This is a genomic window from Mycoplasma procyoni, from assembly GCF_017052595.1.
Taxonomy (GTDB): Bacteria; Bacillota_I; Bacilli_A; order Mycoplasmatales; family Metamycoplasmataceae; genus Mesomycoplasma_A; species Mesomycoplasma_A procyoni.
Genome location: NZ_JAFIDB010000002.1, coordinates 1 through 13,477 on the forward strand (window position 1 = coordinate 1; position 13,477 = coordinate 13,477).

16 protein-coding genes and 2 tRNA genes are annotated in these 13,477 nt (G+C 30.6%); 6 read left to right on the forward strand and 12 right to left on the reverse strand.

The features are described from left to right. Positions 1-225 precede the first annotated feature (225 nt). The 9 genes from JV122_RS00910 to JV122_RS00950 are packed head-to-tail and all read right to left on the reverse strand — an operon-like array spanning position 226 to position 7,117. Positions 226-600, reverse strand: a complete 375-nt coding sequence (locus JV122_RS00910) for a hypothetical protein (protein ID WP_205842594.1) — start codon at positions 598-600, stop codon at positions 226-228. 5 nt (positions 601-605) lie between these two features. Continuing rightward, on the reverse strand, positions 606-2,012 hold the full coding sequence (gene atpD, locus JV122_RS00915; RefSeq protein WP_205842596.1) for a F0F1 ATP synthase subunit beta: 1,407 nt from the start codon (positions 2,010-2,012) through the stop codon (positions 606-608). 13 nt (positions 2,013-2,025) lie between these two features. After that, positions 2,026-2,883 (reverse strand): ATP synthase F1 subunit gamma, encoded by an 858-nt coding sequence (gene atpG / locus JV122_RS00920; protein WP_205842598.1) that lies wholly within the window; start codon positions 2,881-2,883, stop codon positions 2,026-2,028. Beyond that, on the reverse strand, positions 2,883-4,445 hold the full coding sequence (gene atpA, locus JV122_RS00925; protein ID WP_205842600.1) for a F0F1 ATP synthase subunit alpha: 1,563 nt from the start codon (positions 4,443-4,445) through the stop codon (positions 2,883-2,885). Before atpA ends, atpG begins: the two co-directional genes overlap by 1 nt. Further along, entirely contained in the window at positions 4,445-4,996 is a 552-nt protein-coding gene (locus JV122_RS00930; protein ID WP_205842602.1) for a F0F1 ATP synthase subunit delta, read from the reverse strand. Before JV122_RS00930 ends, atpA begins: the two co-directional genes overlap by 1 nt. Before the next feature lie 2 nt (positions 4,997-4,998). Further along, entirely contained in the window at positions 4,999-5,565 is a 567-nt protein-coding gene (atpF, locus tag JV122_RS00935; protein ID WP_205842604.1) for a F0F1 ATP synthase subunit B, read from the reverse strand. 3 nt (positions 5,566-5,568) lie between these two features. After that, positions 5,569-5,853 carry an ATP synthase F0 subunit C gene (gene atpE / locus JV122_RS00940; RefSeq protein ID WP_205842606.1) on the reverse strand — a complete coding sequence of 95 codons (285 nt, stop codon included), beginning with the start codon at positions 5,851-5,853 and terminating at the stop codon, positions 5,569-5,571. A gap of 18 nt (positions 5,854-5,871) precedes the next feature. Further along, positions 5,872-6,552: a F0F1 ATP synthase subunit A gene (locus JV122_RS00945; RefSeq protein WP_205842608.1), complete on the reverse strand. Its 681-nt coding sequence runs from the start codon at positions 6,550-6,552 to the stop codon at positions 5,872-5,874. After that, entirely contained in the window at positions 6,527-7,117 is a 591-nt protein-coding gene (locus tag JV122_RS00950; RefSeq protein WP_205842610.1) for a hypothetical protein, read from the reverse strand. The genes JV122_RS00945 and JV122_RS00950 overlap by 26 nt, the downstream gene beginning before the upstream one ends. 90 nt (positions 7,118-7,207) lie before the next feature. Here JV122_RS00950 and JV122_RS00955 point away from each other — a divergent pair, with 90 nt between their 5' ends. From JV122_RS00955 to JV122_RS00980, 6 genes are all read left to right on the forward strand, one after another. Continuing rightward, entirely contained in the window at positions 7,208-7,648 is a 441-nt protein-coding gene (locus tag JV122_RS00955; protein ID WP_205842611.1) for a division/cell wall cluster transcriptional repressor MraZ, read from the forward strand. Further along, positions 7,648-8,544 carry a 16S rRNA (cytosine(1402)-N(4))-methyltransferase RsmH gene (gene rsmH, locus JV122_RS00960; protein WP_205842613.1) on the forward strand — a complete coding sequence of 299 codons (897 nt, stop codon included), beginning with the start codon at positions 7,648-7,650 and terminating at the stop codon, positions 8,542-8,544. The genes JV122_RS00955 and rsmH overlap by 1 nt, the downstream gene beginning before the upstream one ends. A 26-nt stretch (positions 8,545-8,570) precedes the next feature. Continuing rightward, positions 8,571-9,791 carry a hypothetical protein gene (locus JV122_RS00965; RefSeq protein WP_205842615.1) on the forward strand — a complete coding sequence of 407 codons (1,221 nt, stop codon included), beginning with the start codon at positions 8,571-8,573 and terminating at the stop codon, positions 9,789-9,791. Continuing rightward, positions 9,784-10,902 (forward strand): cell division protein FtsZ, encoded by a 1,119-nt coding sequence (locus JV122_RS00970; RefSeq protein WP_205842617.1) that lies wholly within the window; start codon positions 9,784-9,786, stop codon positions 10,900-10,902. The genes JV122_RS00965 and JV122_RS00970 overlap by 8 nt, the downstream gene beginning before the upstream one ends. A 121-nt stretch (positions 10,903-11,023) precedes the next feature. Then, on the forward strand, positions 11,024-12,109 hold the full coding sequence (locus JV122_RS00975; protein ID WP_205842619.1) for a nicotinate-nucleotide adenylyltransferase: 1,086 nt from the start codon (positions 11,024-11,026) through the stop codon (positions 12,107-12,109). After that, complete coding sequence (locus JV122_RS00980; protein ID WP_205842621.1) at positions 12,081-12,773, forward strand: phosphorylase family protein; 693 nt, start codon at positions 12,081-12,083, stop codon at positions 12,771-12,773. Before JV122_RS00975 ends, JV122_RS00980 begins: the two co-directional genes overlap by 29 nt. Before the next feature lie 37 nt (positions 12,774-12,810). On the opposite strand, the gene JV122_RS00985 is transcribed toward JV122_RS00980, so the two are convergent. The 3 genes from JV122_RS00985 to JV122_RS00995 form a co-directional block, all read right to left on the reverse strand. Next, positions 12,811-13,107: an HU family DNA-binding protein gene (locus JV122_RS00985; RefSeq protein WP_205842622.1), complete on the reverse strand. Its 297-nt coding sequence runs from the start codon at positions 13,105-13,107 to the stop codon at positions 12,811-12,813. A 156-nt stretch (positions 13,108-13,263) separates the two neighbouring features. Continuing rightward, positions 13,264-13,350, reverse strand: a tRNA-Leu gene (locus JV122_RS00990). A 3-nt stretch (positions 13,351-13,353) separates the two neighbouring features. Then, positions 13,354-13,444, reverse strand: a tRNA-Ser gene (locus JV122_RS00995). Positions 13,445-13,477: the final 33 nt, after the last annotated feature.

The following is a 13,477-nucleotide window of genomic DNA, read 5'->3' on the forward strand; positions in this document are numbered from 1 at the left end:
GACCTTGAAGAAGAATTATTGTATAAAGAATTTATGGAGATATTATCTAAAGTGCTGTTATAAAAAAATATCAACTTTTGTAAAAAAGTGATATTTCTTGTTTCTTGCCTAAACTGGGAAACACAGGAGTAAAATAATTAATTAACTTCTCAAAATGAGAAGTTTTTTTATTGCCTTTTGGCACAAAGCGAAAAACAAAAACACCTGTGGTACAGGTGTTTTGGATTATTTTTTTGATTTTTCAATTTCTTTTTTCAATTGAATTTCAGTTTTGGCTTCTTGTGAAATTTCGTGCTTTGATGTTTGTTGAGCTAAAGAATATTCTTCCAGAACTTTAGGATCGTATGAAACTTGATCGCTAATTATGTTGGCAAGTTCTTTTTCAACATAGACAATTCCAGAAGCAATATAAGCTTCTTTGCGTTCAGGCGAGAATTGGCTATTAATAAACATCTTAGCAGGAACTAAAGAAGAAATGAATGGTTGCATTCCATATTGAATTCCACGGTAACCTTCGGTTGTTTTAAGAGTGATGTTTTCAACTTCTTCTTCTAAAAACACGCCTTTAGGTGTAGTAATTTTCAATTTGATTTTTTTCATAATGATTATTTATTTCTATTTGCTTTTTCAATTGCTTCTTCAATTGAACCAACATATAAAAATGCTTCTTCAGGTAGATTGTCGTGTTTTCCTTCAAGAATTTCTTTAAAACTTCTGATTGTGTCTTCAAGTTTTAAGAATTTACCTTCAATCCCTGAGAATTTTTCTGCAACAAAGAATGGTTGAGATAAGAAGTTTCTGATTCTTCTGGCTCTTGAAACAGTTTTCTTATCTTCTTCAGACAATTCATCCATCCCTAAAATAGCAATAATATCTTGTAATTCTTTAAATTTTTGTAGAATTTCAAGAACTTGACGAGCTACTGAATAGTGTTCTTCTCCAATAATTAATGGATCAAGCATTCTTGAACCAGAAGCTAAAGGATCAACAGCTGGATAGATTCCTAAAGCAGCTATATTTCTGTCTAGAACTGTTTTTGCATCAAGGTGAGCAAAGGTTGTAGCAGGAGCTGGGTCAGTTAAGTCATCAGCAGGCACATAAACAGCTTGAACTGATGTAATTGATCCTTGTCTTGTTGAAGTAATTCTTTCTTGTAGTTGCCCCATTTCTGTAGCAAGTGTAGGTTGGTAACCTACAGCTGAAGGAATACGTCCAAGAAGTGTTGAAACCTCTGAACCAGCTTGAGTAAATCTAAAGATGTTGTCAATGAATAAAAGCACATCTTGATTCATTTTATCTCTGAAGTATTCAGCCATTGTAAGGCCTGTTAGAGCAACTCTCATACGTGCTCCGGGAGGTTCATTCATTTGTCCAAAAACTAGTGCTGTTTTATCTAAAACACCAGCTGCTTTCATTTCGTGGTATAAGTCATTTCCTTCACGAGAACGTTCTCCAACTCCCGCGAAAACAGAAAGACCACCATGTTGAGTAGCAATATTATTAATTAATTCTTGTACTAAAACTGTTTTTCCAACTCCAGCACCTCCAAAAAGACCAATTTTACCTCCTTTTACATAAGGGATAAGTAAATCAATAACTTTAATTCCTGTAACAAGGATTTCAGATGTTGATTTTTGATCTTCATAAGAAGGAGCAGGTGCATGAATTGACATTTTTAATTTTGCTTCAGGTGCTGGCATTTCGTCGATTGGTTCTCCAAGAACATTAAACATTCTTGAAAGAACTTCTGTACCAACTGGCACTTGAATAGGTTTTCCTGTGTCAACAACTTCTAAACCTTTAGAAAGCCCATAAGTCATCTCCATAGCGATTGTTCTAACTGTGTCATCACCAATGTGTTGCTCAACTTCTAGAACAATTTTCTTTTTTGCATCTTTTGTTACTAATTCAACTTCAAGAGCATTTAAAAGAGCAGGAACTTTTCCGTTTTCAAACTTAACGTCAATAACTGGACCAAGAATTTGTACAATTTTTCCAACGTTTTTTTGCATTCTTTCCTTTCTTTTATTCGGTTGATGTTCCACCAATAATCTCTGTAATTTCTTGAGTAATTGATGATTGTCTTCCTCTGTTGAATACAATTTCTAAATAAGAAATTATATCATCTGCATTGTTAGAAGCATTTTCCATAGCACTTCTTCTCGCAGACATTTCTGACATTTTTGATTCTGCTAAAAAACTAAATACTGAAGAACCTAAATATAGTGGAATTAGGTTTTTTAAAATAACTAAAGCAGAAGGTTCAAACTCTGTAATTACCCCTTTGTTTGAAAGTGGTTTTGCGTTTTCTTTAATTATTTCTTCTTTGTTTAGTGGCAATAATTTTTTAATAGTAGGCTCAAAAGAAACGCTGTTGATAAATTTTGTATAAACAACATTTACTGAGCTAATTTCTTTTTTGTCCATTAGATTTTGAGCTCACTTTGTTGCTCTGTAAACTAAGTCATAATTTAGATCATCACCATAGTTTAAAAAGACATCAATAATTTGAGACTCAAATTCTTTAAACAGGGAATTTCCTTTATTTCCGAAAATAATTAGCTTATCATCAGGCTTAATTTCGTTTTTGAGTAACTTAAAAATATTACTGTTGTATCCACCACAAAGACCTAAATCTGATGTGATTATAATATAAAGTTTTCCTTTAGTAGAATCGAGTGTATTTAATTGAGAAATTTCATCAGTTTTAGTTACTAATGAAACCAATATATCATTTATTGTTTGTGCATATTCTTGAATTGAAAGAAAGTTGTTTTTGACTTTTCTTATTTTTGCACTTGATAGCAATTCCATTGCTTTTGTTATTTTTCTTGTATTTTCAATTAAATTAATTCTTGTTTTAATTTTTTGTAATGAAGCCATTAGAACTCCGGCATTGCTGGGTGTAATTGAGCATCATAGTTAGGAATTTTTGAAATGAATTCTAATACAAACTCTTTTACAAGACTTCTAAATGAACTTAATAATTCTTGACTAAAAGCTCTTTCTTTAATTAATTCGGCTTTTAGTTCAAGCGCTCTTGTGTCACTGTTGATAAACTTAATTAATTCATTTTTATACTGAGAAATATAATCTTTTGGAATTGGATTAATTAATCTATCTTTAACTGAAAGTAGAATAATAGCTTGATCGTTTTGGTCAATGTTTACATATTGTCATTGTTTTAATAACTCATAAACTTTAGCACCATGATCAAGGATTCTTCTTGTTGATTCATCTAAATCAGAACCAAACTGAGCAAATGATTTCATTTCATTATATTGTGCTAATTGTAGTTTTAGTGATGATGAAACGGCTTTCATTGCTTTAGTTTGCGCACTTGATCCAACCCTTGAAACAGAGAATCCAACATCAACAGCAGGTTTTTGTCCTGAGTTAAATAATGCTTCTTTCATAAAGATTTGTCCATCTGTAATTGAAATAACATTTGTTGGAATATAAGCAGAAATATCTCCAGCTTGTGTTTCAATGATTGGTAGAGCAGTAATTGAACCACCACCATTTTCTGCATTTAGTTTAGCAGCTCTTTCTAAAAGATATGAGTGTTGATAGAAAATATCTCCAGGGTAAGCTTCACGACCAGGAGGTCTTCTTAATAGTAGTGAAAGTGTTCTGTAAGCAACAGCATGCTTAGAAAGATCATCATAAACTATTAAGACATTTTTTCCTTTGTACATTCACTCTTCAGCAATTGAAACTCCAACATAAGGAGCGATGTATTGTAGAGGAGCAAGCTCGGAAGCTCCAGCAACAACTACTGTTGTATACTCCATTGCACCACTTTTTTGAAGTTTGTTAACTATTTGAGCAACTGTTGAGTTTTTTTGTCCGATTGCAACATAAACACACTGCACGTTTTGACCTTTTTGGTTTAGGATGGTATCAATTGCAACAGCTGTTTTTCCTGTTTGTCTGTCACCGATGATTAGCTCACGTTGACCTTTTCCGATCGGCACCATTGAATCAATTGCTAAAATCCCTGTTTTAAGAGGTTCATTAACCTCTTTTCTTTTCATAACTCCAGGAGCTTCAACGAAGATTTCTCTTCTTTTTGAAAGATCGATTGCACCTTTTCCATCAATTGGTTGTCCTAATGCATCAACAACACGTCCAAGCATTTGATCACCAACTGGAACTGAAATAATTCTGTTTGTTCTTTTAACAAGATCTCCCTCAACTATTTCATTTTCTTTACCCATGATAACAACACCAACAAATTCTTCTTCGATATTTAGTGCCATTCCATAAATATTATTAGGGAATTCGATTAGTTCTCCCATCCCAACTTTGTCAAGTCCAGAAACAAGAGCAACTCCATCTCCAACAGAAATAACTTTTCCTACTTCATCAGAGTTAATTTTTTTATTATAAGACTTAATTTGATTTTTAATAAGTGCAGAGATATCGCTTGTTTTTAATGGCATTATTCTCCTCCTTTTAAAATGTGTTCTTTAATTTGTTGTAGTTGTGAAACTATTGTGTTTTCAAAGATCTTGTCGCCAATAACTATTTTAATCCCAGCTATTAAAGACTGATCAATGATGTTTTCTAAAATAACTTCTTGATTAAGTTTTTTAGATACAAATTCAATGATTTGTGCCATTTTTTCTTTTGAAACTTTTTTAGTTGAATAAACAACACCTTTAGCAATGTTTTTGTGTTTAAGCACGATTTTTTCAAAATCTAAAATGATCTCATTTATTTGTAAAATTCTGTGTTTTTTGGTAATTAGTTTTAAAAAGTTAACTAAAAATTCCTCAAACTTTAATTCATTTAAAAATACATTTGTAATAACTTCTTCTTTGGATTCTTGTTCGATTGAAAAAGATCTCAAAAAGTCGATTAATTCTTGTTGATTCTTAAAGATATCTAAAACTTCTAAAGACTGTTTGTAGTATTTATCAAGTTTGTTTTCTTCTAAAGCAATATCAAAAAGTGCTCTAGAATAATTTAAATGGTTGTCATTTGAAATCATGATTATTCATAAACCTCATTAAGTAGTTTATCAATCATCTCTCTGTCTTCATAATGACTAACGTGTTTTTCAAGAATTTTTGATGCTAGTTTTGTTGCTACAGAAATAATCTCTTCTTTAGATTCTTGTTCGAATCTTTTTCTTTCTTGAGCAACGCTTTGGTGTCCATCTTCAATAATTCTCTTAGCTTCTTTTTTAGCGTGAGAGATGTATTGGTTAGCAATTTTTTCAGATTCGATTTTTGCTTGGTTGACAATTCCAGCAGCAGCAATTCTAGCTTCTCATAATTCTGTGTTTCTTCTTTTCTCTAGTTCAATTGAACTTTCTTTGTTTTTTACACTTTCATCGATATTATCTTGAATAAACTGTCTTCTTTCACCTATAACTCTTTTTAAAGGTTTATAAATTAAAAGAAAAAGAGATACAACCACCACTGTTAAAGCAATCAGTGTAGCAAGCATCATTCAAGGGTTAGGCAAAATGTTTTTAAATAACTCTGAAATACTTTCTGTTGATACACCACTGTCTACTTTTTCTGTGGTTGCTTCACTTAATAGTAATAATTTCATTTTTTAGTAAGCAAATATTAAAAGAAAAGCAATTAGTAGAGCGTAAATTGATGATGTTTCAGCAATAGAAGCACCGATAATCATTAATTTATTGATTTTTTTCTCAGCTTCAGGGTTACGACCTACAGCTTCTGCAGCTTTACCAGCAGCATAACCTTGTCCAGCCCCTACCCCCATAGCACCAACCATGGCAAGTCCAGCTCCAATAGCAACTAATCCAACACCTTGTGAGTTAGCTGGATTGGTTTTGTCTAATTTTTGTGCAATTTCTAAAATTTCGTTTGTCATAATAATTTCCTTTCGTATTTATTCTAAAGCACTGCTTCAGTAAATAGTTGTTAATAATGCAAAAACATAAGATTGCAATACCACACCAAAAATGTCAAAATAGAAAATAAATGGTGCAAAAAATATTGCAGCAGGTAAATTGAATAATCCAAATGCACCAACAGGGAACAGATTTCAGATTCATTGAGTACCTGCATATAATAGTATTAAAATAGCTGATCCACCGATGATATTTCCAAACATCCTAAATGATAAAGAAATCAGTGGAGCAGGTATACTAATAATTTCTAATGGATTTAAATATCTTTTTAAAAACCTGTGTTTTTTAAAACTAAACCCTATTATAAAAATTCCTAACCAAGACAATAGTGCTAATGTAAAGGTTACAGAATAGGTACTTCCGATTGGTTCAACCCCAATCATTGATAGAAGGTTTCCACCTAATAAAAATGTCAGAAGACCGAAAATATAAGGCTTAACAAAAGATAATTTTCCTCCTGAACTTTCGTCCACTAAGTTATCTACAATATAAAAATATTGCTCAGCCATATAAACTACTGCGCTTGGAGCTTTATCTTTTTTTGTTTTTTTGATCTGAAAATGAACAATAATTGATATTAACAGAACAAAGAAAACTAATAAAAATAAAGTGAAGAGTTGAGGCTGATTTCAGTTATTCAGTACTTCTTGTAGATTCATCCTTCTTCTCCTTTATATAGTTAATTAATCAATTAATTAACACAGCTGGCAGTATCAAAGAAACACCTACAATATAACTTATTAAATTGACAGGTCAAAGAAAACTAACTGCTCCATTTCAAGATTTATTAATAAATACCATCGCAGCTATTAATAAACCCTGAAACAAAAGTGCAAATATATATAAAAAAATAATAAGCATATTTGCTACTTTTTTCTTTCTTGAAATTCGAGTCATATCTGGTTTAACATTTTTAGTAACTACTGCTGCAAACATCACTTTTGTAAAAAAAGCATAGCTTACAGAAACTAATGAAAAAAGTCAACCCAAGATAAGTGAGTAATTTCAAATTGTTAAAATTAAAAAAATAAAAAAAACCAAGAAATATATAACCAAATATATATTAATTAAATCTCTAAATTCTCTTATTTTTTCTTTCAACTTCTTACCTCGTTTGGACTTGAATGCAATCAAATCTTTTATTATTTTACTCCTATTTTTAAAAACATAGATTGTTTTTTTAAAAAATGCAAAAAAAGGCCAAAAACTCCCCTTTTTTTGCATTTTAAAAATTTCGCAAAAAAATTCTTTGTTTTTTATTTTCTTTTTTATAAAAAAGGCATATAATTTGGTAGATAGTGGAAAGGAGTGGAAATGTTTGGAAATCACCTCAAACCAATTGATGATAAGAACAGAATCACAATACCTGCTGAATTTAGAGCAGAACTTGGCGAAAAATTTTATTTTTCATTAAGCCTTGATAAAGTGATCGAAATTAGATCTGAATCAGAATTTGAAAGAATCAAACAAAAAATCCAAAACAATAACTCTCTTAACAAAAACTTAAGAGACTTTGCGAGATTTTTCTTTTCAAATACTACAGAAGCTACCTTTGATAAATTGGGAAGAGTTGTTTTACCAAAAAATTTACTGAAACTTACTGCTATCAATAGCGAAGCATACTTAATTGGTGTTGGATCTAAATTAGAGATCTGACCTAAAGATAGATATGAAGAGCAAACAAACAAATTTATGGACGAAGATAATCTTGAAGAACTTCAAGAAAAATTATTTGAAAGCGGAGTGGAGTTATAATGAAACATTATCCGGTTTTGCTTAAAGAAGTAATCGAAAAATTAAATATTAAACAAGACGGAATTTATGTTGATTTAACTCTTGGTCGTGCTGGTCATTCTTCAGAAATCCTTAAAAAACTAACATCTGGTTGACTATATGGATTTGACAAAGACGGTGTAGCTATAAAAGAAAGTAGCTCACTTCTAGCTCAAATTTCCAAAAACTTTACTTTAATTCACTCAGATTTCAAAAACATCAAAGAAGAACTAAATAAATTAGGGATTCAAAAAGTTGATGGAATCTTAGCTGATCTTGGTGTCTCATCACCACAACTTGATGAAATCGAAAGAGGATTTTCTTATAACAAAGACTTTCGTCTTGACATGAGAATGAATCAAGATCAAGAATTAGACGCACACTTTATTGTCAATAATTATTCTGAAGAACAATTAATTAAGATTTTTAGAGAAAATGCAGATGTAATGCTCCCACAAAGAGTTGCGAAAGGCATTATCTCCGCTCGTCCTATTGAAACTACAATGCAACTTGTAGAGGTTACAAAAAGCTCACTACCTTCAAAGCTAGTAAGACAGAAAAACCCTGCAAAAGCTGTATTTCAAGCAATTAGGATCGAAGTTAACAACGAACTCGAATCGCTCAAAACTTTATTAGAAGATGCTACAAGTCTTTTAAAACCAAACGCTGTATTGGCAATCATAACTTTCCACTCAATCGAAGATAGAATTACCAAAAACTATTTTAAAAAACTGATTGAATCTAAAGTGGACTACAGACTACCAATCATTGAAGAAAAAGAATGATCTGCGAAATCTTTTCTTCCTTCAGCACAAGAATTGGAACAAAACAAAAGAAGTCGAAGTGCAAAACTAAGAATTCTGACAAAACTAAAATAACTGAAAAGACCTTAGAAAGGAGAAATATGAAAAGAAACATAAAAATTGTCGCACAACTTGCTACAAACAATTATGCTTTATTTGCTTTTGAAGAAATTAAAAATGAAAACGTTCTCATTTACAATAAAGAATATAGAAATCAAGAGAACTTCATTGATTTTTTCAAAGACGCAATTAATGAATTAAATATTTCTCTTAAAACAAAAGCAACTGAAATCTTTGTTTATTTAAAAGAAACAAAGAACACACAGATGCAAATTAAAAACTTTTCTACAGAAATTTCAGTTAAAAACAAAAAATCAATTATCTCTAAAAAAGAAATTCAAATGATCCAAGAAAAAGCTAAAAACGAGCAAATAGACGAGGCTTTCAATTTAGTTTCCTTTTCAACATTAATGTATCATTTAAAAACCGAAGATAAAGAAGTTAATACAACAGAAGTTCCTTTAAAAATGACTGCTAAATCCCTTAAAGCAGATTTCAGCGGTTTCTTTATTGACAAAGAAACATACCAAAAAATTACAAACATTTTTAGTAGCTTAAATTTAAAAGTAGTGCAAATTTTAACTAATGAAATAGTAAAATCACAAATGATTAAGCAAGAATACAACTCAGACTACAGTGCAACAATTATTAACATTGATGATTTAGATGCCTTTGTAGCACATGTCGATAAGTCGCTTATTACAAGAATTAGCAAAGTAGATTTTTCATTTAATAACCTTATAGATCACTTTAAAAACAACTTTGGTCTTTCTTTAGGCCAAATAACTAGAGGACTAAAAATTTTTGGCAGAATTTTTGAGAATCTAGACAACTACGATCGCAGTTCAGTTATTATTGCAAATCTCGCAATTCAAGACTTTCTAGACGCAATCACTCAATACTTCCAAAAAATAGCACTGATTGTCCAAAAAATTTCTTACAACAATCACAAACCTTTAGTTCTTTGTGGAACTATTAACAACTATTTCAACACAAAAGCAATACTTAAAAATTTAGTTAATAAAGACATAAATGTAATTAAACAAAAATCTAACAAAACAATTTCAAAGCAAGCTCGTGAAGTTCTTTATGGAATTAATTTTCTGGCGGAAAATTTCAAAATTAACTCAACAAGCTTTAGCACACTGCTACACACTCAAAACATCAGTTTTAGTCAATTACTCAAAACTAAACACACTTTTTCAAACTTAATTTCCAAATTATTAAATAGAAAAAACCACATAAAGGAAAACTATGCATAATATTAAAATCAAAGTATTAGGAATTGGGGGTTGTGGAAACAACATTCTTCAAGAAATACTTAAACATCCAAAAGAAGATAATGTTGAATATAAAGCATTAAATACAGACGTGCAAGCATTATCAGTCTTTGATGAATCAATGATTTTAGCACTTGGAAATAAAGAAAGAAAAGGTTTTGGAGCAGGAGGTAATCCTGAAGTAGCAAGAGAGTGTGCTTTAGAGTCCAAAGACCAAATCCAAGATTTAGTTGCTGGAGCAGATATTGTTTTCCTTTTAGCAGGATTAGGAAAGGGAACTGGTTCAGGAGCAACTCCTGTCATTGCAGAAATTGCAAAGCAATCAGGCGCACTAACTTTTGGTTTTGTATTCACTCCTAAAGAAGAATTCACAGGAGATAAACAAAAACAAAACGTAAAAGAAAGCTTAAATAAGCTTAAAGCAAACACTGATGCACTCTTAATTTACTCCAATGAAAAATTAGCTCAAACAAACGGAACACTTGATGCAAAAACTTCAGACGAATTTGCCTTTAGAACACTAAAAAAAGCTATCGACGTTATTTTAGAAATTACAAATAAAGTCGGTAAGAAAAATGTGGACTTTGCAGATTTATTATCAATCACTAAAAACAAAGGTGAGATTTTTATAAACTCTTCTGTACAATTTGGGAAAAATAGAGCCCAAAAAGCAGCAAAAAGCTTACTAAATCCTTCACTTTTAGAAAACCCAAGTATAATTAACGCTCAAGACATAATTGTCAACATTACTGGATCAGATATTACAGCTAATGAAATATCAGAAATTATCAAAGAAATTAGAGAATCTACTACTACAAATCCAAACATTGTCGAAGGTTGAATCATAGACGAAAATTCTAAAGATCTTTCTGTATCTTTAATCGCTTCGGGAATGTCTACAACAAGCACTCAAGCTAATACACAGCAAAACACAGACTTTGAAAAACAAATAACTTCCTCTATTGCAAAAGAAGAAGAAAACATTATATTTCAAAATCTAACTACTACTACAAGGACTATGGAGTACAACCTCGAAAAAGAAACAGACGAAAACGAGCAAGAAGAAAACAGATTTCCAGCCTTTTTAAAATAACGAATCGATGTCTTAGAAGATAAATTATAATTAAAAAGTTCAAAAACAAGCAACAAGCTTGTTTTTATTTTTTTGCAACTTTTTATAACTTTTTTAAGGAATTTTAAATATAATTTAAAGCATGAAAATAGGAATTTTTGGCGGATCTTTTGATCCCATTCACAACGGACACATTAAAGTAGCAAAAGAAGCAATAGAACAACTTAATTTAGATAAGTTATATTTTGTTCCAACCTTTAAAAGTCCTTTTAAAACAAAGCAAAAATATGCACCATGAGAAGACAGAATTAAAATGATAGAAATGGTCAAACCACAAAAGAGTGAAATTTCCCTTTTTGAAATCAAAAGAAAAGGAACAAGCTACACAATCGACACTGTTTCACACTTTAAAAAGCAATTTCCAAACGATGAATTGTTTTTAATTTTAGGTTCAGATAACCTTGATAAACTACACAAATGAAAAGAAATTGAAACAATTTCAAAAAGTGTTCAAATTGTTATTTTTAAGAGAAATAAAAACATTTTTAAAGAGAATTTAAAGAAATTTAATTGTTTATTATTAAACAATCAAATTTATGAATTTTCTTCTTCAGATGTTAAAAAAGGAAATTTCAGCGGTTTAGATCCTAAAGTAAATCAATACATTGGAGATAACTATTTATATATTTTAGACATCTTAAATAACACCTTAGAAGCCAAAAGAAACAAGCATTGCCGTGCTACAGCATCAATTGCTGCAGAGTATGCAAAATTGCTTAAATACGACGCTAAAATTGCTTGATTTGCAGGCCTAACACACGACATTACTAAAAACTGAGATAAAGAGTTTCACCGTATGTTTCTTGAAAATAATGGTGTAGATTCTTCTGTAATTCCTGATTACAAACTTCACCAAACCACAGGTGCTCTTTGATTACAAAAATATTACAAAATTACAAATCCAGAAATTATTCGTGCTATCTCAATTCATACTTCTTTAGATTTTGAACTTGATACACTTGACAAAATTGTTTTTATGGCTGATAAATTATGTGAAGGAAGAAGATTTGAAGGTGTTCAAAGAATAAGAAAACTTGCTTTTGAAGACTTTGATAAAGCCTTTAGCGAAGTTGTACAAATGACTTGAGACTACAATTTAAATAAAGGAGTAGAAATCCTACCGGAGCAAATTGCAATTTATGAAAAATGAATACAAAAAGATAATTAAAAAAGCAATAGTAGTCGCAGACCCAAACGAACTAAATCTTCTTAATTTAGAAAATTGAGTTGTTTGTGATACTTTAGAATACAGAACTAAAAAGGTTTATATTTTAGAAAAAGATAAACAAAAAATAGCTCTAATTCACTCAGGAATCGGTCTTGCAAACGCAGCTGAAACAGTTGCTTTTGTAGCTGCTTTTTTTGAAAACATAGAAGGAATTTACAATTATGGAGCTGTTGGTGCTAATTCCGATAATTTAGAAGTTTATGATGTTGTAGCACCTGAAAAATTCTTTTTAGCAGATGCTAAAACTCCTTGATATCCAGAAGGTCAAACTCCAGGAGAAAAACTTTTTTATCAAAACAATAAAGCTCTCAATTATCTAAACAACAATATTAAAAAAACAAATATTGTTTCTTCAAATTCTTTTTTTGCTAACAAAGAAATTGCAGATTATTACGGAAATATTTTTAATACAGAAATATTTGATATGGAAGCATCTTCTTTTAGTCACATCTGTGATAAATACAATATTGATTTTTACTGTATAAAGGCAATTTCAGATATTATCGGCAAAGATTCTCCAGAAATGGAAAACATCAACCAAAGAATTGCAAATGCAGGAAAATTAGCTCTTAAAAGTCTTTTAGAAATAATTGAAAAAAAATAACTTAACCATTTTTGCGTTAAGTTATTTTTATTTATTCTTAGTTAAAGTCAACTAAGTCTCTTAAGTATTTTGAAGGTTTGTATTTGATTGTTCTTTTTTGTGGAACAACTTGTTCTTCTTTTGTAAAACTGTTAACGATTGTACGTTGTTTTTTAACTGTAGTTGAGAAAATTCCAAAATCTGCTAATTTAACTGAATCTTCAGCAATTAGTTGTTCTTTAAGAACGAAAAGCATTGCGTTTAAAACGTCATCCATTTCTTTTGGTGTAATTTTTACAGTTTCATCTGAAGCTAGTTTTTCTACTACTTCATTAATAAATTCTTTTTTAGTCATTATTAACTCCTATTTGTAATTTTTGCTTTATATAATTGTATAACATAATTTATTTTTTCAATGCAAAATACACAAAATTTCTGTATATTTGAAAAATTATGTCTTTTTTGGTTTTGGCAATGAAAAAGAATTGGAGTTACCAATTCTTGTTTCAAATGGTGCTCAAGACGGGACTTGAACCCGTATGCAATCTCTTGCACTAGAACCTCAATCTAGCGTGTCTACCAATTTCACCACCTGAGCCAATGGCGGAACAGACAGGATTTGAACCTGCGCGAGAGTTGCCCCTCCTAACACGTTTCCAACGTGTCCCCTTCAGCCTCTTGGGTACTGTTCCATTAATTAATATAATTATAATTTATTTTTTCCA